The 20,685-nt window shown below is 60.1% G+C and carries 21 protein-coding genes; all 21 read right to left on the bottom strand.

Translation table 11 applies throughout. The features are described from left to right. Position 1: 1 nt before the first annotated feature. The 21 genes from J5M66_RS17340 to pseF all read right to left on the bottom strand — a co-directional run bounded on the left by J5M66_RS17340 (position 2) and on the right by pseF (position 20,680). The gene (locus J5M66_RS17340) at positions 2 to 307 is read right to left on the bottom strand and encodes an STAS domain-containing protein (protein WP_016771075.1); all 306 of its coding nucleotides are present in this window, start codon (positions 305 to 307) and stop codon (positions 2 to 4) included. A 190-nt stretch (positions 308 to 497) separates the two neighbouring features. Continuing rightward, positions 498 to 947: a flagellar export protein FliJ gene (fliJ, locus tag J5M66_RS17335; RefSeq protein ID WP_016771076.1), complete on the bottom strand. Its 450-nt coding sequence runs from the start codon at positions 945 to 947 to the stop codon at positions 498 to 500. A 6-nt stretch (positions 948 to 953) separates the two neighbouring features. Beyond that, positions 954 to 2,312 carry a flagellar protein export ATPase FliI gene (gene fliI, locus J5M66_RS17330; protein WP_207808686.1) on the bottom strand — a complete coding sequence of 453 codons (1,359 nt, stop codon included), beginning with the start codon at positions 2,310 to 2,312 and terminating at the stop codon, positions 954 to 956. Continuing rightward, positions 2,302 to 3,108: a flagellar assembly protein FliH gene (gene fliH, locus J5M66_RS17325; RefSeq protein ID WP_041479018.1), complete on the bottom strand. Its 807-nt coding sequence runs from the start codon at positions 3,106 to 3,108 to the stop codon at positions 2,302 to 2,304. The genes fliI and fliH overlap by 11 nt, the downstream gene beginning before the upstream one ends. Before the next feature lie 4 nt (positions 3,109 to 3,112). After that, the gene (gene fliG, locus J5M66_RS17320) at positions 3,113 to 4,132 is read right to left on the bottom strand and encodes a flagellar motor switch protein FliG (RefSeq protein ID WP_016771079.1); all 1,020 of its coding nucleotides are present in this window, start codon (positions 4,130 to 4,132) and stop codon (positions 3,113 to 3,115) included. Beyond that, positions 4,125 to 5,912: a flagellar basal-body MS-ring/collar protein FliF gene (fliF, locus tag J5M66_RS17315; protein ID WP_071171439.1), complete on the bottom strand. Its 1,788-nt coding sequence runs from the start codon at positions 5,910 to 5,912 to the stop codon at positions 4,125 to 4,127. Before fliF ends, fliG begins: the two co-directional genes overlap by 8 nt. A 14-nt stretch (positions 5,913 to 5,926) precedes the next feature. Next, entirely contained in the window at positions 5,927 to 6,256 is a 330-nt protein-coding gene (gene fliE / locus J5M66_RS17310; RefSeq protein WP_016771081.1) for a flagellar hook-basal body complex protein FliE, read from the bottom strand. Positions 6,257 to 6,384: 128 nt separating this feature from the next. Next, positions 6,385 to 7,767 carry a sigma-54 dependent transcriptional regulator gene (locus J5M66_RS17305; protein WP_207808688.1) on the bottom strand — a complete coding sequence of 461 codons (1,383 nt, stop codon included), beginning with the start codon at positions 7,765 to 7,767 and terminating at the stop codon, positions 6,385 to 6,387. Between the two features lie 5 nt (positions 7,768 to 7,772). Further along, on the bottom strand, positions 7,773 to 8,984 hold the full coding sequence (locus J5M66_RS17300) for an ATP-binding protein (RefSeq protein WP_207808690.1): 1,212 nt from the start codon (positions 8,982 to 8,984) through the stop codon (positions 7,773 to 7,775). A 110-nt stretch (positions 8,985 to 9,094) separates the two neighbouring features. Next, positions 9,095 to 10,570, bottom strand: coding sequence for a sigma-54 dependent transcriptional regulator (locus J5M66_RS17295; protein ID WP_016771084.1), 1,476 nt, complete (start codon positions 10,568 to 10,570; stop codon positions 9,095 to 9,097). Between the two features lie 172 nt (positions 10,571 to 10,742). Next, positions 10,743 to 11,039 carry a hypothetical protein gene (locus J5M66_RS17290; RefSeq protein WP_016771085.1) on the bottom strand — a complete coding sequence of 99 codons (297 nt, stop codon included), beginning with the start codon at positions 11,037 to 11,039 and terminating at the stop codon, positions 10,743 to 10,745. Between the two features lie 11 nt (positions 11,040 to 11,050). Next, a complete protein-coding gene (fliS, locus tag J5M66_RS17285) occupies positions 11,051 to 11,449 on the bottom strand; it encodes a flagellar export chaperone FliS (protein ID WP_071171435.1) in 399 nt (132 codons plus the stop codon). A 129-nt stretch (positions 11,450 to 11,578) separates the two neighbouring features. Then, positions 11,579 to 13,039 (bottom strand): flagellar filament capping protein FliD, encoded by a 1,461-nt coding sequence (gene fliD, locus J5M66_RS17280; RefSeq protein WP_207808692.1) that lies wholly within the window; start codon positions 13,037 to 13,039, stop codon positions 11,579 to 11,581. 82 nt (positions 13,040 to 13,121) lie between these two features. Then, positions 13,122 to 13,478, bottom strand: coding sequence for a flagellar protein FlaG (locus J5M66_RS17275; protein WP_207808694.1), 357 nt, complete (start codon positions 13,476 to 13,478; stop codon positions 13,122 to 13,124). 72 nt (positions 13,479 to 13,550) lie between these two features. Then, complete coding sequence (locus J5M66_RS17270) at positions 13,551 to 14,402, bottom strand: flagellin domain-containing protein (RefSeq protein WP_071171432.1); 852 nt, start codon at positions 14,400 to 14,402, stop codon at positions 13,551 to 13,553. A 242-nt stretch (positions 14,403 to 14,644) separates the two neighbouring features. Beyond that, positions 14,645 to 14,911: a hypothetical protein gene (locus tag J5M66_RS17265; RefSeq protein ID WP_123442849.1), complete on the bottom strand. Its 267-nt coding sequence runs from the start codon at positions 14,909 to 14,911 to the stop codon at positions 14,645 to 14,647. Continuing rightward, a complete protein-coding gene (locus J5M66_RS17260) occupies positions 14,908 to 16,197 on the bottom strand; it encodes a 6-hydroxymethylpterin diphosphokinase MptE-like protein (RefSeq protein ID WP_207808696.1) in 1,290 nt (429 codons plus the stop codon). Before J5M66_RS17260 ends, J5M66_RS17265 begins: the two co-directional genes overlap by 4 nt. Positions 16,198 to 16,283: 86 nt before the next feature. Then, on the bottom strand, positions 16,284 to 17,210 hold the full coding sequence (locus J5M66_RS17255; RefSeq protein WP_207808698.1) for a ketoacyl-ACP synthase III: 927 nt from the start codon (positions 17,208 to 17,210) through the stop codon (positions 16,284 to 16,286). A gap of 227 nt (positions 17,211 to 17,437) precedes the next feature. Then, a complete protein-coding gene (pseI, locus tag J5M66_RS17250; protein WP_207808700.1) occupies positions 17,438 to 18,490 on the bottom strand; it encodes a pseudaminic acid synthase in 1,053 nt (350 codons plus the stop codon). After that, positions 18,483 to 19,988 carry a UDP-2,4-diacetamido-2,4,6-trideoxy-beta-L-altropyranose hydrolase gene (pseG, locus tag J5M66_RS17245; protein ID WP_123442852.1) on the bottom strand — a complete coding sequence of 502 codons (1,506 nt, stop codon included), beginning with the start codon at positions 19,986 to 19,988 and terminating at the stop codon, positions 18,483 to 18,485. Before pseG ends, pseI begins: the two co-directional genes overlap by 8 nt. Further along, positions 19,985 to 20,680: a pseudaminic acid cytidylyltransferase gene (gene pseF, locus J5M66_RS17240; RefSeq protein ID WP_207808702.1), complete on the bottom strand. Its 696-nt coding sequence runs from the start codon at positions 20,678 to 20,680 to the stop codon at positions 19,985 to 19,987. The genes pseG and pseF overlap by 4 nt, the downstream gene beginning before the upstream one ends. Positions 20,681 to 20,685 lie beyond the last annotated feature (5 nt).

Below are 20,685 nucleotides of genomic sequence, written 5' to 3'. Positions count from 1 at the left end.
GTCAACTGATGTCGAAGAGTTTGTCGAAGTTGGAAATCGCGAGGATTTTCTTCACATCGGAGCTGCTGTTGACGACACGGATATCCGACTCGTCGCCGCCGGCGTGATCACGCAGCAGAAGCAGCATGCCCAGCGCTGAGCTGTCGAGATAAGTGGCCTCTTTGAGGTCGACCACGATGGATTCGGGTTTGTGTGGGAGCCGTTCATACGACTCGCGAAATTCCTGATGGCGACCGAAATCGAACCGGCCTTTGACGGCGATGGTGAGCTTTTTCTGGTCTGGAGAGACTTCTGTAACGACTGACATTGACTGGCTTCCTTGTCATTGACGAACCTGTACAAGGTGTAGCACCTGGATAGGGTTGGGGCAAGGCGCAACGGTTGAACAAGTGTGGGAGCGAGCCTGCTCGCGAAGGCGTTCTGGCAGTTGACTACAGGGTTGACTGACACGGCGCTTTCGCGAGCAGGCTCGCTCCCACAGGGTTTGGCGGTGTGATTTAGAAGGCATCACGCCGTGGCAACCGCTGGGACAGTTCATCCAGCAGCTTCTGCTCGCGCTTGTCTTCCAGGCGCTGCGCCTCGTCGCGATAGCGCTGCACCAGTTTGCGCAAACCCTCGACGCGGGCAAACGCCTGCTGCCATTCCTCACGCGCCTTGTCGAGCTTGTTCTGATGCCAGACCAGGCTCTGCCGTTGCTGGTCGACGGCAGTATCGAGTTGCGCCAGGAAACCCTGAAAACCCAGCAGCCATTGCCCGGTCACGCCGGTGCTGCCGCGCACGATCCACTGCTGCGAGTAATCCAGACGAAAGGCATTGAGGTCGGCCAGTTTGCTTTCGGCAACTTTGACCTGGCCCTGAAAGTAGGCGAGGCGCTGCACGGCGGCTTTCTCGGCCTTTTCGGCCATGTCCACCACCGGTGCCAGGCGCGCGGCGCGGCTGACGGCCATGGCCGGTTACCCGCCCGCCGCAGGGGCGAACAGGGTTTCCAGATAGGCCTGGCTTTCACCCAGATTGATTTTGTCGTTGAGGCCCTGGCGCTGATACCTGACCAACTGCGGTTGCAGGGAAATCGCCAGATCGGTCTCGCGATCGCCACCGGCCACATAGGCACCGACGCTGATCAGATCGCGGCTCTGTTGATAGCGCGACCAAAGCTGCTTGAAATACTGCGCGCGCTGCATGTGATCCGGCGAAACCACCGCCGGCATCACCCGGCTGATCGAGGCTTCGATGTCGATCGCCGGATAGTGACCTTCCTCGGCCAGGCGTCGTGACAGCACGATATGGCCGTCGAGCACACCCCGCGCCGAGTCGGCAATCGGGTCCTGCTGGTCGTCGCCTTCGGACAGTACGGTGTAGAACGCCGTGATCGAACCGCCGCCCTTCTCCGCGTTACCGGCACGCTCCACCAGTTTCGGCAGTTTGGCGAACACCGAGGGCGGATAGCCCTTGGTTGCTGGCGGTTCGCCGATGGCCAGAGCGATTTCCCGCTGGGCCTGGGCGAAACGGGTCAGCGAGTCCATCAGCAGCAGAACGTTCTTGCCCTTGTCGCGGAAATACTCGGCGATGCGCGTGCAATACATCGCCGCGCGCATACGCATCAGCGGCGCATCGTCCGCCGGCGAGGCAACCACTACCGAACGCTTGAGGCCTTCTTCACCGAGGATGTGCTCGATGAACTCTTTAACTTCGCGACCACGCTCACCGATCAGGCCGACGACGATGATGTCGGCTTCGGTGAAGCGGGTCATCATGCCCAACAGCACCGATTTACCGACGCCGGTACCGGCGAACAGGCCCAGACGCTGGCCACGGCCGACCGTCAGCAAACCGTTGATGCAACGGATGCCGACGTCCAGCGGTACGCTGATCGGGTCACGGTTGAGCGGGTTGATTGTCGGGCCGTCCATCGGCACCCAGTCTTCGGCCTTCATGCCGCCCTTGCCGTCCAGCGCGCGACCGGCGCCGTCGAGGACACGGCCGAGCATGCTCATGCCCATCGGTAAACGACCGGTATCGGCCAGGGGCACCACGCGGGCGCCCGGGGCAATGCCAGCGACGCTGCCAACCGGCATCAGAAAGACTTTGCTGCCGGAAAAACCCATGACTTCCGCTTCCACCTGAGACGGATGGTAGCTGTCGTCATTGATCACCATGCAGCGGGTGCCCATGGCGGCGCGCAGGCCTTCGGCTTCGAGGGTCAGGCCAACCATGCGCAGCAGCCGACCTTCAAGGATCGGCGCGCCGGCAATCTCGGTGGCCCCGGCATAGGTGCTCAGGCGCTTGGCGAAGCTGGTGCGTTCAAGGCGCATCGCTGGCGTCCGCGCGCGGCTCGTCAGAGTCGACAGCCGCTGGGGTGTCTTCGGGAATGTCCAGACTCAAGTCAGGCGCTGCCGGATGCAGAGCCTGCTCATGCAATTGGTCGAACAGCTTGGCCATAACCTGGGTCACCCGCGATTCGACGCTGGCGTCGATGCGGCTGTGCTCGGTTTCAACCCGGCAGCCGCCCGGCAACAGCGACTCGTCTTCAACGATGCGCCAGGTTTCTTCGTGGCGTTCGCGCAGGGCTTTGACCTGGGCGAAATCCTGCGGATTGACGTACAGGCGCACGTTTTCCACGCCCAGCGGCAGCAGCTTGAGGGCATCGCGCATGACGTGTTCGATCTGCGTCGAATCGATGGCCAGTTCGCGCTTGATCACCTGTTTGGTGATGTGTTGCACGAGGTCGACCAGCGACTTTTCAATCTGGGTGTCTTGCTCGGCGATCGGTTCGAACAGGTTGGCCATCAACAGCTCGAGGCTGGCGATTTTCGCCGCCAGCGCCGTTTCGGCTTCCTGACGCACCTTCAGCGTGGTGCTGTGAAAACCTTCTTTTTCGCCGATGGCGAAGCCCTCGTTGTAAGCCTCCTGACGGATGCTTTCGAGTTCCTCCAGGGTCAGTGGCTGGACTTCTTCCAGCGGCACTTCTTCCATTTCCGGCGGTTCGGGCTCCGGCTCAGGCTCGGGTTCCGGTTTCGGCGGGTCGAAGCTGGGCAGCGCCCAGGACTCGAAACCACGAACATCGCGGGCGCGGATCAGATCCGTCACAGATTCGTCAGGCTTATCCATGGGCTTAGATCATTTCCTCGCCGCCCTTGCCACCGAGCACGATCTCGCCGGCTTCGGCCATACGACGGGCAATGGTGAGGATTTCCTTCTGCGCGGTTTCGACATCGCTGACGCGCACCGGGCCTTTCGCCTCGAGGTCGTCGCGCAACAGTTCGGCAGCACGCTTGGACATGTTCTTGAAGATCTTTTCCTTGACGCCTTCGTCCGAACCCTTGAGGGCCAGCACCAGCACATCGGAAGATACTTCGCGCAACAGTGCCTGGATGCCACGGTCGTCGACGTCGGCAAGGTTGTTGAACACGAACATGAGGTCTTCGATCTGACCGGACAGGTCTTCGTCGACTTCGCGGATCGAGTCCATGAGCTGGCCTTCGATCGAGCTGTCGAGGAAGTTCATGATGTCGGCCGCACGCTTGATGCCACCCAGGGTGGTGCGCGAGGCGTTCGAGTTGCCGGAGAACTGTTTCTCGAGAATCTGGTTGAGTTCTTTCAAGGCAGCCGGTTGCACGGTGTTCAACGACGAAACACGCAGGATGATGTCCAGACGCACTTTGTGGTCGAAGTTGCCGAGCACTTCACCGGCCTGATCCGGATCGAGGTACGCGACCACGATCGCCTGGATCTGCGGGTGTTCGTAACGGATCACGTCAGCGACTGCGCGCGGCTCCATCCATTTCAGGCTGTCGAGGCCGCTGGTGTTGCCACCGAGCAGGATGCGGTCGATCAGGCCGTTGGCCTTGTCTTCGCCCAGGGCCTGGGTGAGCATCTTGCGCACGTAGTCGTCGGAACCGACGCCGAGGCTGGTCTGATCGCCGACGATGTCGACGAACTCGCTCATCACCTGCTCGACCTGTTCGCGATGGACGTTGCCCATCTGCGCCATGGCCACGCCGACGCGCTGAACCTCTTTGGGGCCCATGTGGCGCAGCACTTGCGCAGCATCGGTCGAACCCAGGGACAGCAGCAGAATCGCGGCTTTGTCGACCTTGGTCAGTTTGACGGTGGCGGCTCGGTTATCACTCATCTGCGTTAATCCACTCTTTCACGACCTGAGCCACGCGACCCGGGTCTTCAGCTACCAGACTCTTGATTGCATTCAGCTGCGCGTCATAACCCTCGCTCGGGCTCGGCAACAGAATGCTCTGCGGACCACCGAGGCTCACGCGGTCGTTGGCCAGTTCGCCGTCCAGGCCGCCCATGCCACCGAGTTCCACGTCGCTGCCCAGACCGGCCAGCTCCTTGCCTTTGCCACCGCCGGTGATGTTGTTGAGCACCGGACGCAGCACACCAAACACCAGTACGAGGATGAACAGCACACCCAGCACTTGTTTGACGATGTCCCAGAACCATGGCTGGGAGTAGAACGGAATATCGGCAATCACTTCGCCACGCTCGGCGGAGAACGGCATGTTGATCACGCTGACGCTGTCGCCACGGCTGGCGTCGAAACCGACGGCGTCCTGCACCAGACGAGTGAAGCGCGCCAATTCGTCGGCGCTCCACGGCGCACGACTGGTTTCACCGTTGGCCGGGTTGATCTTGACCTGATCGTCGACCACCACCGACACCGACAGGCGATTGAGACGGCCCTGCTGCTGCTTGGTGTGGCTGATCGAACGGTCGAGCTCGAAGTTCTTGGTCGATTGTTGACGCTTGTCCGCCGGGTACGGCGCGAGCATTGGCTGGCCGGTGGCCGGGTCCATGATCTGCTGACCGTTGGCGTCAACCAGTGGCTGACCCGGCTGGATCATCCCGGCCGGTGCGGCGGTGCCACCGGTGGTCTGCGGCGCCGAGGCAGGCGCCGGTGGCTGGTTGCTCAGGGCACCCGGCACACCTTGCGGACCATTGCTGGCGGTACGTTGTTCGTTGACCGACTGCTCGCTGCGCAACGCCGGTTGGTCCGGGTTGAATTGCTCGGCAGTCGATTCGACGGCACTGAAATCGACGTCGGCCGAAACTTCAGCCTTGTAGCGATCGTTGCCCAGTACCGGTTGCAGAATGTTGTGCACGCGCTGGGTGAGCATGCTTTCCATGCGGCGGCTGTAATCGAACTGCTTGCCGGCCATGGTCATTTCCGAGTTCTCCGCCTGATCGGAGAGCAGGTTGCCCTTCTGATCGACGACGGTGATCTGCGATTTGCTCAACTCTGGCACAGAAGTCGCCACCAGGTTGATGATCGCCACCACCTGACCCGGCTCCAGCGAACGCCCGCTGTACAGCTCGACCAGTACCGAAGCGCTTGGCTTGCGCTCGTCACGGACGAACACCGAACTCTTCGGAATCGCCAGGTGCACGCGGGCACCCTTGACGTTGTTCAGGCTGGAGATGGTCCGCGCCAGTTCGCCTTCGAGGCCGCGACGATAACGGGTCGCTTCCATGAACTGGCTGGTGCCCAGACCCTGTTCCTTGTCGAGGATTTCGAAACCGATGTTGCCGTCGCTGGGAGTGACACCAGCAGCAGCGAGTTTCATCCGCGCACGGGACAGGTCGTCGGCCTTGACCAGCAAGGCGCCGGAATTGGGTTCTACGTTGTAAGGGATGTCAGCGGCGGCCAGGGTTTCCATGACCTGCTTGGCGTCCATGCCGGCAAGGCTGCCGTACAGTGGACGGTAATCCGGCTGCTGCGACCACAGCACCACGGCAAAGCCAATCGCCACGCTCGCAGCCAGACCGACCAACAGGCCGACCTGACGCAGCACGGTCATCTGGGAAAGGTTTTCCAGAAAGGACAGGCCGAACAGCGGCGGTTTGCCGTCGATCGGGGTGGCCTTGGCCGGAACGTTATCAGCGACTGCTTCTGCCATGACTTATTTCGCCCTTAAACCGGCATCTGCATGATGTCTTGGTAAGCCTGGACCAGCTTGTTGCGCACCTGGGTCAGAGCCTGGAACGACACGCTGGCTTTTTGCGACGCAATCATGACGTCAGTCAGGTCGACACCGCTCTTGCCGATCTCGAACGCGTTGGCCAGTTGAGTCGACGCCTGCTGGGTATCGCTGACTTTATTGATCGCCTGACCGAGCATGTCGGAAAAGCTGCTGCCCGCGATTTCAGGGACAGCGGCAGTCGATTTACGCGCAGACATGGCATCCACTTTCATGGCCTGCATGTCCATCATCAACCGATTAAATTCAATACCTTGGCTCATGGTCTACTCTCTTGGGCGGCCCGCAATTTTTTGACACTCACTCGGCGGGTACACAGGTATTAGCAACAAGGGTGCCAGCTAGTGGGCACCCTTCTGAGAAAAGCATCTGGAATGTTTTGCAGCATCGATCAGGTGGCGAACAGATAGCCTTCGACGTCCATCCCGGCGTCGCGCATTTGCGCGAGCTTGTAGCGCAGAGTTCGCGGGCTGATGCCGAGCTTTTCGGCAGCTTCCTTGCGCCGGCCACGCTCAGCGCGCAGGGTGTCGATGATCATCTGAAACTCCCGGCGGCGCAGGTCATCGCCAAGGGCGCCGGAAGAATCCGCCTCGATTTCCACCTCGCGGATCACCGATGCCGGGACCGGCAACGGCGCAAATGTCACCGCACCGCTCAGGCAAAAATCCTGCGGCTGAATCAAACCGCCCTGCTGCAGGATCAGCGCGCGCTGAATGGCGTTGTCCAGTTCACGCACATTGCCCGGCCACGGGTACGCGGTCAGACATGCTTGGGCTTCGGGGGACAGCTTCGCTGCTGCGTGCTTCATTTTATTGACGTGTTTGGCCAACAACTTTTCCGCCAGCGGCAGGATATCGGCAGTGCGTTCGCGAAGTGGACGCCAGGCCAGAGGGAAAACCGACAAGCGATAAAACAGGTCTTCGCGAAAACGCCCCGCCGCCACTTCGCCGGCCAGATCACGGTTGGTCGTGGCGACCACGCGAATATCCAGACTGATCGGCTTGCGCGCGCCCACTCGCTCCACTTCACGCTCTTGCAGAACGCGCAGCAGCTTCGCTTGCAGGCCGAGGGGCATTTCGGAAATTTCGTCGAGCAGAATGGTGCCGCCGTCCGCCTGCTCGAACTTGCCTGCCTGCGAGGCGATAGCGCCGGTGAACGAACCCTTCTCATGACCGAACAATGTCGCTTCGAGCATGTTGTCAGGGATCGCCGCGCAGTTGATCGCAATAAACGGCTGGCTCGCCCGTCGCGATTGCTGGTGAATGTAGCGCGCCAGCACTTCTTTACCGGTGCCAGACTCGCCGGAGATGAGGACAGTCGAATCACTGCGCGCAACCCGCGCCGCCAACTCAAGCAACTGCGCACTGGCCGGTTCAACGGCGACGGGGCCATCCGCTTCGCCAGCGTCAATGCTGCCCAGCGCATGGCGCGCCACCAGATCGAGCAGCGCTTTGGGCTCGAACGGCTTGACCAGATAATCCGCCGCCCCTTGGCGCATCGCATCGACCGCACGCTCGACGGCGCCGTGGGCGGTCATCAGCAGCACCGGCAATTGCGGCTGGCGCGCGCGCAGCACCGCGAGCAATTGGTGGCCGTCCATGCCCGGCATGTTGACGTCACTGACCACCAGGCTGAAGGCTTGCTGCGCGACCGCCGTCAGTGCTTCTTCGGCGCTGCCGACGGCGTGATAGTCGTGGCCGGCGAGCAGCAGCGTATCGGCCAGCGCTTCGCGCAACGAACGGTCATCCTCGACCAGCAACACCTTGAGGCCCATGACGTTTATTCAACTCCCTGTGCAGCGGAAAACAGTGGCAGGCTGACCTGCGCGCAGGTGCCGCGCCCGACTCGCGAGCGCAGGGTCAATTCTCCCTGATGCGCACGGGCCACCGCTTTGACCACGGTCAGGCCGAGGCCGGTCCCGGTAACTTTGGTAGTAAAAAAAGGCTCGCCGAGGCGCACCAGAACTGTCGGCTCAATGCCGCTGCCGCTGTCGCTGACACACACGCGCAGAGTGTTGCCTCTGGTGTAGCAATGCACTTTCAGGCGCGCCCCGCCGGCGCTGGCCTGAATGGCGTTTTCAATCAGATTCAGTAATGCCCCGACCAGCGTATCGCGGTTGCACAGCAGCTCACCGGCATGGCTGTCGCACTGCCAGCGGATCGGCAGATCCTGCACATGGGTCAGCGCCGCTGCCTGCAGCGATTGCATCAAGGCATTGGGGGTAATGCGGTCGGTCAGCGGCAATTCACCGCGAGCGAACACCAGCATGTCGCGCACTTGATGTTCGAGTTCGTGCAGACGCTCTTTCAGGCGCCCGGCAAAGCGTTGCTGGGTTTCCACCGGCAATTGCTGTTCGGTCAAATGGCTGGCGTAAAGCAAAGCGGCGGACAGCGGCGTGCGAATCTGGTGGGCCAGCGAGGCAACCATGCGCCCCAGCGACGACAAACGCTCATGCCGTGCCAGTTGATCCTGCAGATGCCGGGTTTCCGTCAAGTCGTTGAGCAACACCAACTGCCCCGGCTCGGCATCCAGCGAGCGGGTGGAAATCGACAGGCGTCGACCGTTTTTCAAGGAGATTTCGTGACCGTCGTCTTCACGGGGAGCGAAGCAGCGTGCGATCACATGGCGCCAGAGTTCGCCTTCGAGTGGCGAGCCGAGCAGATCGATGGCGGCCGGGTTGGCTTCGCGTACCAGACCGTGACCGTCAATGACGATGACGCCGCCGGGCAACAGGTCGAGGAGGTTTTGCAGGCGATTGGCCAGGCGTTCTTTTTCCGCCAGTTCCTGCATGCGCTGGGCGCTGACCACGGCCAGCTCACCCTTGAGTTCGGTGACCCGCGCTTCGAGCAGGCTGTAGGAGTCGGTCAGCTGGCTCGACATCTGGTTGAACAGCTGGAAGGCCTGCTCAAGCCCCTGACGACTTGCCTGCTCTACGGACGAGGGTTGCCCCACGATATTGGAGGCAGAAGAGATCTGGGCGGCTTGGGGCATTGGGCTCTCTCGCTTGGCTGACCGTCAGTGAAACGGAACGTTGCGAGGGCTGTAGCAATACCCGTGCCTAAAAAAAACTGCTTATAAATGAAGCGCTTGAAAAACAGGCGTCAATCATCCGCCTGTTCGTCTCCTCCAGCCCGGCTCATGCCGTATTTGCGCATCTTCTCGACCAGGGTGGTGCGACGGATGCGCAGACGTTCAGCGGCGCGGGCAACAATGCCATTGGCATCGTCCAGCGCTTGCTGAATCAGGCCCTGCTCCAGACCACCGAGGTAGTCCTTGAGGTCGAGGCCTTCCGGCGGCAGCAGTGCACTGGCGCTGAAGTCAGGCGTATGGCCGTTGATCGCCACGCGCTCTTCCAGATCGCTGCGCAGGCTGTCGACCATCTGCTCGTCTTCGTCGTCGACGTAGCGGAATTTCTTCGGCAACTCGACCACGCCGATCACGCCGTACGGGTGCATGATCGCCATGCGCTCGACCAGGTTGGCCAGCTCGCGGACGTTGCCCGGCCAGCCGTGACGGCACAGCGACATGATCGCCGCCGAGTTGAAACGGATCGAACCGCGCTTCTCGTGCTCCATGCGCGAGATCAGTTCGTTCATCAGCAGCGGGATGTCTTCGACGCGCTCACGCAGTGGCGCCATCTCGATCGGGAACACGTTCAGGCGATAGTAGAGGTCTTCGCGGAACGAGCCGATCTCGATCATGCTTTCGAGATTCTTGTGCGTTGCGGCAATGATGCGCACGTCGACGCTCTGGGTCTTGTTGCTGCCCACGCGTTCGAAGGTGCGCTCTTGCAATACGCGCAGCAGCTTGACCTGCATCGGCAGCGGCATATCGCCGATTTCGTCGAGGAACAGCGTGCCGCCGTTGGCCAGCTCAAAGCGCCCGGCACGGCTGGTGATCGCGCCAGTGAAAGCGCCCTTCTCGTGGCCGAACAGTTCGCTTTCGAGCAGCTCTGCAGGGATCGCCCCGCAGTTGACCGGCACGAATGGCGCGTCGCGGCGTTTGGAGTGGTAGTGCAGGTTGCGCGCGACCACTTCCTTGCCGGTGCCGGACTCGCCAAGAATCAGCACGCTGGCGTCGGTGTCGGCCACTTGCTGCATCATCTGCCGCACGTGCTGAATCGCACGGCTGGTGCCGACGAGGCTGCGGAATAGATTGGGTTCGCGATGACGGCCGCGCTCGCGAGCCTGATCGTACATCTCGCGATAGACCTGGGCGCGGTGCAGCGAATCGAGCAATTTGCTGTAGCTAGGCGGCATTTCCAGGGTCGACAGGACGCGGCGACGCTGGTCTTCAGGCAGGTCAACGGAAGAATTATCGCCCATTAACAAAACCGGAAGGAACTCATCCCAGGTTGCGAGTGTCTTTAGCAAGCCCAAAAGCGCGCCAGGAGCATTGACGGTCCCGATCAGTACGCAAATGACTTCACGACTAGACGACAAAGAGCCGACAGCCTGCTGCCAGTCATGGCTGCCGCAGGGTAAATTTTCTTCGCCAAGAAAATTCAGAATCACCGCCAGGTCGCGGCGGCGGACGCTATCGTCATCGATCAGCAGAATTTTGGTTTCACGCCACATGCAATAGCAACTTCCCTAGTCAACTCAATGCCCGAAAAATAAGGCAAGCGAGACGCTTGCAGGACACCATGTGCCTGTAGACGCCCTAAACCTGATAATAGCCACTAGTTAAGTCAAAAAACCGTGCACAGTCAAATTTATGGCGCACATCTCTGGTTCAACTGACGGTTAATCAACCAAACAGATGGTAAACCTTTGCAGCCTTTTGCGCTTGGGTGATCTGCGACATCTCGTTGGCTATCGCCTGCCGCTCGCCCATTGCTACCTCGAGAAGCTCTTTGTAGACGAATAGCAGCTCCTCAAGGTTGTCGCGCAGTGCTACTTCGTCCAGCGAAGCTTCCGCCATGACGTCTTCCATGCAGGAACGGCAAGCCAGATCCAACTCACCAATGGCTTCCCAGTTTCGTTCGGCCAATGCTCCGACCAACGCTTCACGGGTATCGGCAATTCGCTGCAATACAAGACTCATGGTGATCTCCTTCAGAACTGCGGAGCCGGCACGGGCGCGATGGCGTCCCAGCCTTCTTTTACCGTTGTCAGCAGGCCGGCTACCTCATCAAGAATCTTCGGATCGCTCTTGACGTTGGCTTCAGCCAGCCGCTTCATCATGTAGATGTACAGCTGGTTGAGCTCGCCTACTGAATCGGCGCTGTTTTCCAGATCCAGACCCTCACACAAGCCGCCAATGATGCCGACAGCCTTGCTGATCGCCGTGCACTTGGCCGGGATGTCCTTGCGTTCGATGGCGCCTTTGGCCTGAGCGATACGCTCCAGACCACCTTCCATCAGCATTTGCACCAGACGATGCGGGCTTGCTTCGGAAGTCTGTGCGTGAGCGCCGACTTTCTGGTACTGCCGAAGGGCTAACATTGGATTCATGTTCTACCTCATTGCCACAATGACTCGTATAAGCAGTGTATCGCCAACGAATCGCAGAACTTTAGATCAAAAGACAAAAACCCGGCACACGCCGATAAAGCGTAGCCGGGTTTTTGTCGTCCCTGCTCGTTACTTCGCAGATTGCTGAGCGTTCAGCGTGCTGAAGAACGACGTGATGTTGCTGGCTGTTGCTTTCATCTGGCCGACCAGCAAGTCCATGGCGTTGTACTTGGCGGTCAACGTCTTCGTCAAGTTGGCGACACGCAAGTCCAAAGCCAATTGCTGATTGGTCAGGTTGCGCGTGTTCTTGTTCAGAATGGCCATACGCTGGTCGAGCAAGCCGGTACCAAGCTTGTCATCCGCCGGTGGCTTGAGGTACGGATCCACCGCCTTGCTCATGCGCGCCAACAGACCATTGGTGTCGTCAGTACCGGTAAACAACTGTTGAACCTGACCGGTCATGCCTGGCTGGGCCATCGTTTTGTTGAACGCATTGGAGTCAAACGTCAGGTTACCGGTGTTGCGGTCGGTCATGACACCCAACTGCGACAGCACCGCCAAAGGCCCACCGGCGCCTGGCGCAGTCAATTCCGCTCGAACATTGGCAAGCAGCGCGCGCGGCATGGCGTCGCCCGTGAACGCCGCCTGCACTGTCAGCTTGCCATCTGCGTCCGGCGTCGCCTTGGACAGCGTATCAATGGTGTTTTTCAGCGTGTTGAATGCATCGACAAACGCTTGAATCGATGTTTGCAGGCCCTTGGTGTTAGCGTCCACGCCGACAATAGTCGGAGTCGCAACATTGCCCGTTACAGGGCTGACTGTCGTCAAGTTCAGCGTCAAGCCACTGATAGCACCGGTCACCGTGTTGCTCTTGCTGCTGACCTGCAAGCCGTCAATGGTCAGCTGAGCGTTTTGTGCGACACCGTTGACCGCACCCGAAGCCCCTGCTGCTGGACTTGCACCCATCGGCTTGGTGCCATCGATTTCCAGACCGGCAATGCCGCTGACGGTGAGGTCGGAGCCTTCGCCAGTCTTGCTCGAGCTGATGACCAGGCGCGAAGCGCCGGTGCTGTCGGTCACGATGTTCGCTGAGATACCGTTGGCGCCCTGTGCCTTGTTGATCGCGTCGCGCGTGGTTTGCAAGGTGGAGTTCGCCGGAATATCGACGTTGTAATCAGTGCCATTCTGACTGATTTTCAGGGTACCACTCGGAATGGCACTGGCGGCACCGCCGGCGAAAGATGCGCTGGCGACTTTCGAACCCGTAGCCAGCTGACTGACAACGACGCTGTAACTGCCCGAAACCGCGGTGCTATCGGAGGTAGCGGTCAGCGTCGTGTTATTCGCTGAAGCGGTGAAACCGGCGAAGGCCGGGTTGGTTTTGTTGCCAAGATTGCTCATCGCTGTCTGGAAAGCGGTCAGCGCGCTTTTCAGCGACCCTATACCGGAAATCTTCAGCGTGTTGGCTTTGGTCGCAGTGTCGATCTGCGTCTGCTTCGGCGCCTTGTCGGCATTGACCAAGGCAGTGACGATCGCACCGATGTCCAGGCCGGAACCCAGTCCGGAACCCGGTAGAATTGGACTTGCCATGTGCATCTCCCTTCAGATTGTTGCCATTCTTTTGACCGCTACAGGCGTCCTGAGAACGAACAAACACTATTCATGCCAGCTATCAGACTTTGGCGTCGAACAGCACGTGGCTTGCATTGGCGAGGCTGTCTGCCAGCTTGAGGGCTTCTGCGGAGGGAATCTGTCGCACGATCTCACCCGTCTCGCTTGCAATCACCTTGACGATGACTTTGCCGGAATGCTCGTCGATAGAGAATTCCAGATTGCGCTTGATCGATTGAACGAACTTCTCGATCTCCTGCACTGCCAATTTCAACTTGGTGTCGTCCGAATCCCGACTCTTGGCAGCGACCGGCGCTTGAACCTTGGCCACCTCGGGCGTTTCCGACGGTTTTTCAGCAACCGACGTGACTGGCTTGGGAGCCGGATAAGACAGGTTAAGCTTGACGCTCATGTCCATGCTCATCACCTCCTAACGTAAAAAAGCGAGAGAGCACGACCAGCGCACTCCCCCGCTCAAACTCATTCCGAATTACTGAAGCAGCTTCAGTACAGCGGAAGGCAGTTGGTTGGCTTGAGCCAGAACCGAAGTGGAAGCTTGCTGCAGAGTTTGCTGCTTGGTCAGGTTAGCAGTTTCAGCGGCGAAGTCGGTGTCTTGTACACGACCCTGTGCAGCGGTGGTGTTCTCAACGATGTTCTGCAGGTTGGAGATGGTGCTGGTCAGACGGTTCTGCGAAGCACCCAGGCTGGCACGGGTATCACCGATCGCAGCGATAGCAGCGTCGATTGCAGTGATAGCAGCGTCAATGTTGGTGCCAGCAGTAGCGGCGTCGGTACCGGTCAGAGCTAGGGTAGCTTTGTCCACGGACAGGCTGACGGCGTCGAACTTGGAGCTCAGTACCAGGTCGATGTGGTTGGCAGTACCGGTGTTTGCGCCAACTTGCAGAGTCACAGTACCAGCCGAACCGTCCAGCAGGTTTTTGCCGTTCAGGTTGGTGGAAGCTGCGATACGGCTGATTTCGTCGGACATGTCGGCGAATTCAAGGTTGGTTGCTTTCTGGTCAGCAGTGCCGTTGGTGCCGGTACGTGCTTTAACAGCCAGCTCACGCATACGCTGCAGGATGTCGGTGGTAGCTTGCAGAGCGCCTTCAGCGGTCTGGGCAACGGAGATACCGTCGTTGGCGTTCTGGATAGCCTGGTTGCCACCACGGATTTGCGATTGCATACGAGTGGAGATCTGCAGGCCAGCGGCGTCGTCTTTGGCGCTGTTGATTTTCAGGCCGGAAGACAGGCGCTGCATCGAAGTGGACAGAGCGTCGGAAGCGCGGTTCAGGTTTTTCTGAACGTTCAACGATGTGGTGTTGGTGTTTACTGTTAAAGCCATGACGAATTCCTCGTTGGTTGGGTACTGCGGCTTCCGGCCCTGGCAACCGCCGGGTATGGCCTAGAGAACCTTCGTAATAGTTATCGTCGGGATTGCAGGTTGCTTGAGGGCTTTTTGAAAAAATTTTGCCATCACCACGCCACCCCCGAGAAAACAAAGACTTAGCAGCACATCCAGCGCGAAAAAATGACGTCATAAAACCGCCTGTAACGCAAAGCCGCGGGCCAGCGCTGCGCAGCGGTTCAGCGCCTGGCACTTTCCAGCAATTCGACCAGTTCGTATTCCATATAGTCAGCCAGGCCCAACCAGTCCTGGCGCTCCTGACAGTCGAGCATTTGCGTGAGCACCTGTGCCCACGCCTGCTGGATATCCACTGAGGCAGACGCCAGACATTGCTGGGCCTGTTCGAATGCATCGACCATCGTCAGTGCCGCCTCAACGTCACGCCCAAGGCGAAACAACGCGGCACACTGACGACACTGATCCTGACACTGACCCAGCGCACTCATTGCACGAACTCCGGATTGAAAGCGGTCCCGGCAATCAATGCACCGGCGCGGCTGCTGTTGAGAAACTCGACCTGCGGATGCGCGGCGATATAACGCTCAAGCACACACAGATAACCGCGAAAGTTCAGCTGAGTGCTGACGCGCTGACCGTAGCCATCGCGCACCCAGTGCCGCGCCTGATTCACCGGTGGTCCGAGATCGCCGTCATTCCAACCCGCGTGAGTCTTGTTCATCGGGAAAGCGAAGTCAGCGCCAAATAGCGTGATACGCCTCACGCCCATTTTTACCGCGAGGTCCACCGCCGGATGGATCACGCTACCGCCGACATGCAGCTCACCGCGTGGATACTGTTCTCGCAGGTCGCTGTAGATCGGGCTGGCCGAATAGCCGCCATAGCGCTTGCCCTTCCATGCCTTCAATACCTGCGGGTCGCTCATCGGCAGGTACACCAGGGTAATGCCGTCAGACGTATCGAAGGGCAGATGCCGAAAGCCGATGCGCTGATCGATGCTCACCACCAGATCAGGCACGATGCCGTGTTCGCGCAACGGTCGATAAGCGGTATCAACACAGATGAACAACGGCCGCTCGGCACGCTGACGAATCGCCGCCAGCCGCTCGAAATGCTGCTCCAGCGTCGGGCCGGTGGCGATCACGTAGATTTCACGTCCAGCGCAACTGCCGAACAGCTGCGCGACATCGGCATCGCCAAGCAGCACCGGCAGACATTCCTGCAAGCGTTGCTGGATTTGTGGCGACTGCGGATCGAAATCGCGATTGTTGAATGTCAGGTGCACTTCATTGGTCAGCCGGTCGCGGATCTTCGCGTTGAAGTCATCGGCCAGCAGCATCTCGGCCGGCAAGGCAAAGAATGGCGTGAAGAAGTCAGGATGATCACCGGCGTAAAACAGTTCGACCCGAGGATCCTGCAGCCACTGGCGCTGATCGAGCAGTTGCAGTACCAGCGCGAACAGCGCGCCGTTGAGGATGTGCACGTACAGTTTTTCCAGGTCTGCGCGATCGAGCAGCACGCCGGGCAAATCGCCCAGGCCGGTGCCATAGACATGCAGATGCGGTTTTGCCGGCAGGCTTGCCGCCTGAACCTGCGCCTCATGCAGACGATCATGGCGACTGGTCAACTGAATGCCGTCAACGCTCAGCGTCGAGCCCAGCCCTTGCACGAGTTCGGCCTGTACGGACGCGCTGTCTTCAGCCATCAATCGCTCGAACAGCGTCGGCCAGCGCCGTTGCAACACCTCGGCATTGGCTTGGAAAAACTCGCTCATGGCGCCTCGCGCTCCTTCTCGGGCAAAAAAATAGCGTTCAAGGTTAACCTTGAACGCTATTTTTGTATCAGTGGTTTTTCTGCAGTTTACGGGCGATAGATGATCGCCGAGCCCCACGACAGACCGACACCAAAACCGCTCAGCGCAACGCGCTGCCAGTCGGAATCAAGCACGTGTTTTTCCAGCAGCAGCGGAATGCTCGACGACACGGTGTTGCCGGTCTCGACCATGTCCTTAATGAACTTCTCCGGTTCGCCTTCAAAGCGTCGCGCCACGGCGTCGACAATCGCCGCGCTGCCCTGGTGAATGCAGAATGCGTCGATGTCATCGGCCTTGAGATTGGAATCGTCGAGCAACTCGTGCAGGTGCGCCGGGACTTTCAGCAGAGCGAAGTTGAAGACCTGACGACCATTCATGAAGAACACGCCGTTGCTGACTTTCAAGTGCGGTGCGCCGGAACCGTCGGTGCCGAACTTGGCCTTGCCCAGCGCCCAGGTCGGGTTTTCGCCCATCCACGTAGCGGTGGCGGCATCGCCAAACAGCATGGTGGTGTTGCGGTCTTGCGGGTCAACGATTTTCGAATATGGGTCAGCAGTAATCAGCAGGCCGTTCTTCAGGCCGGCGGCTTCCATGAACCCCTTGATCGCGTAGATGCCGTAGACGTAACCGGAGCAGCCCAAGGAGATATCGAACGCTGCGACATTGGTCGGCAGGCCGAGCTTGTCCTGGACGATTGCTGCGGTGTGCGGCAAGCCTTCTTCGTCACCGTTCTGAGTGACGACAATCAAGGCGTCGATCGATTCACGCTTCAGTTCAGGATTGCTGGCAAACAGCGCTTTGGCCGCTTCCACGCACAGATCGGAAGTTTCCTGCTCAGCATCTTTGCGCGGCAGGAACGCCGAACCGATCTTGCCAAGGATGAACTCTTCATCCTTTTCGAATTTTGCACCTTGTGCGTAATTGTCCACGCCGGCTACAGGAACGTAGCTCGCAATGCTTTTTATGCCAATCATTACGGCTTCCCAATAAAAAACAGCCCAAAACCACCGCTCGCAAGGATTCGAGGGGCGCCGACAAACAGAAAACGGCCGCCACAACGGGCAGCCACGGGAAGCGCAAAGGGCTATCACTGGAACCGCAAAACGGGCCAGGCGCCATCTCCCCGGTCAATACAATACAGTGAAGATGCGCGTTATGACTCGCAGGTCACGCTATTTTGCCGAATCGATGGCAGATTGGCCTATTCGACCAGCGACCAGTCCAGCGGCGTACCGCGCTTGATCGCGGTGCGCGCACGGCGTCCGAGGACGGCATCGGTGTGCTTGGGCGGCAGACCGAGACCGGGACGAATGGCGCGCAGATTGTCGCCGGTAAAGGTTTCACCGGCAGCCATGTCAGCGGAGACATACAGCGAGCGGCGATAGACCAGCGACTTGCGCTCGGCCTCGGTCACGCCGTAATGCACCTGCCCCATGGCTTGCCAGGCGCGCTCGGTCTCCACCACCAGGCTGGCCATTTCCGCCGGCTCCAGGGAGAAACTCGCGTCCACACCACCGGCGGAACGATCGAGGGTGAAATGCTTCTCCACCACGGTGGCGCCCAGCGCCACCGCTGCCACCGACACGCCAACGCCCATCGAATGATCTGACAGCCCGACCTCGCAGCCAAACAGCTCGCGCAGATGCGGGATCGTGCGCACGTTGCTGTTGAGGGGCGTGGCCGGATAGGTGCTGGTGCACTTGAGCAACACCAGATTCTTGCACCCGGCCTCGCGTGCGGCACGCACGGTCTCATCCAGTTCGGCGATGCTGGCCATGCCGGTGGAGATGATCAGTGGTTTGCCGGTCGCTGCCACTCGACGGATCAACGGCAGATCGGTGTTTTCAAAACTGGCAATCTTGTACGCTGGCACTTCAAGGCTTTCGAGAAAATCCACCGCGCTGTCATCGAACGGCGTCGAGAACGCGAGCATCCCCAACTCCTTGGCCCGAGCAAAAATCGGCGCGTGCCACTCCCACGGCGTGTGGGCTTTTTCGTAGAGATCGTAGAGCGACGTGCCGGCCCACAGACTACCCGGATCCTTGATGAAGAATTCGCCTTCAGCCAAATCCAGGGTCATGGTTTCGGCGGTGTAGGTTTGCAGCTTCAAGGCATGCGCTCCCGCCTTGGCCGCCGCCTCGACGATTTGCAGAGCGACGTCGAGAGACTGGTTATGGTTGCCGCTCATTTCGGCAATGATGAACGGCGGCGCATCGGCACCGATGGTGTGCTGGCCAATCTTGAAACTAGACATGCGGGTGATCCTTCAAAACACGGCTGAACGCGCAGGTCTCTTGAGTGAACCCGGCGTCGCGGAAGACTTTCAATGAAGACTGATTGGCGGGCATGACCCGCGCAGTGATGCGCGTCAATTGCGGCCAGTGCGCAGCGACAAACGCCTCGCCACGGCTGAGCACTGCCCTGCCCCAACCGAGGCCGAAACGCCCCTCCAGCAGATAAATCGACACTTCGGCTTCGAACCCGCGCAAGTCGTAGCGCAGCACCCCGACCGAGCCGTCGTCCGCCTCGGCAATCAACAGCAGGCGCTGAGGGTTGCGCAAACTGGCCGTCAACCAGTTCAGATGCTGCGCCCAATCGATCACGCCGGTTTCCAGCGACCAGCGCCGTACCGCTTCAGCATTGCGCCCATCGAACAGCAACTGCGCATCGTCCAGCGTCGCCGGGCGCAGTTTCAGCACCGCGCCGGCCAGCGCCGCCGCGACGCGTGCGGCACCGCGCCCGTCGACCAGTTGCCGCGAGCGCTCGGCGAGGCTGCGGCGTAGAAAATGATTGTTCACGACGAAGCCGACCGCATCACGCAACTGCTCGACGCTGACCTGCTCGCGAGCCCCCATGAACACATGCGCACCGGCAGCGGCCATGACTTCGCCGTTGGCCTGCTGATTGTTCGCCACGGCGATGCAGATGGTCGGCAAGCCCAACGCCGCGCGCTCCCAACTGGTGCCACCGCCAGCGCCGATAAACAGGTCGGCCTCAGTCATGCGCTGATGGAAATCGCTGACGAAACTGTGCAGGCGCCAGTTCGGTCGCTTCTCGGCCAACGCTTGCATCTGCGTCCACGCCGGGTTGTCGGCGCCAGCGACGAAATCCACCTGCAACTCAGTGAAATCCGCCAGCGCCAGCATCGCGTGGTGAGTCTGCCTCGCCGCGTCGAAACCGCCGAAATTCACCAACACCCGGCGCGCCTGCGGTTTGATCTCGATGGCATCGCAGTTGAATTCTTCGCGCAGCATGGCGTAGCGCGGGCCGAGCAAGGTGCGACAGCCTGGCGGCAGCAGCGGCGCGTAGTTTTCGCTAAGACCGGACAGGTTCTGATTGAGCAGCAGATCGACGCTGTAGCGCCGCGTGGCCAGATCATCCACGGCGGCGATTCGATGCGCCCAGCGCCGGGCAGCGGTTTGCCAGTGATGATCGAGGCCGTAATGGTCGACGATGATCCAGTCGAACGGTGCCTGCCCGTCCAGCAGCAGGCCCAGTGCATCAATATCGAACTGCCACGGCAACATCGATTCGATGGCCTGCAGCGGGTCCTCATCACGATAGCGCTCGGGCAGCGCGAAGATCTCGAAGCCCTCGGCATTCAAGGCTTCGAGTCGATGCCCGGGCAAACGCCGAGAGGCAAATGCGACATGACTGCCCTGCCCGCGCAGCACCCGCGCCAGGGTCAGGCAGCGGGCAATGTGGCCGCTGCCAATGGTCGGCGAAGCGTCGGCGCGGATCAGCACCCTCATCGCAGCTCTCCGCCGGCCTTGAGCGCCGCGTACAGGTATTCGGCGCGTTTCCAGTCCTCGGGGGTGTCGATGTCCTGGACCAGATGACGCGGCAGGACCACCGGCAGGCTGGTTGGCGAGAACAGCGTCTCGCCACGCAACCACGCTTCGCTGCGCCCCCAGTAAAATTGCCCGGCATCCTGAAACGCTTCGGGCAGATCCTGCGAACGGGTGGTACGAAATTCGGGGTACATGGACATCAAAGCGCCCTCCTCGTCGAGGGTCAGTGCGCGCTGCACCGGGAAACCGAAACCGCACACCGAAAAGGCAAACGACTTGTGCGGATGCTGCTTGAGCAAATCCAGACCCTGACGCAGATAACGCGCCTGCAACAACGGCGCGGTCGCGTACACGCAGCAGGCGTAATCGAACGTCGGCAATTGCTGCAAGGCATGCACGATCACCGCAGCGGTACCGGTGAAATCATCGGCCAGATCGGCCGGTCGCATGAACGGCACTTCAGCGCCATGTGCTCGTGCGACGTCGGCGATTTCGTCATCGTCGGTGCTGACCACAACCCTCTCGAACAGCCCTGACCCCAGCGCCGTGCGAATCGAGCGGGCGATCATCGGTACGCCGTCGAACGGTTTGAGATTCTTGCGCGGGATGCGCTTGCTGCCACCACGGGCGGGGATGATCGCGACGCAGCTCACGGTGC

This window comes from Pseudomonas sp. 67(2021), from assembly GCF_017491835.1.
Lineage (GTDB): Bacteria > Pseudomonadota > Gammaproteobacteria > Pseudomonadales > Pseudomonadaceae > Aquipseudomonas > Aquipseudomonas atacamensis.
This window is presented reverse-complemented; position numbering and strand designations above follow the sequence as displayed.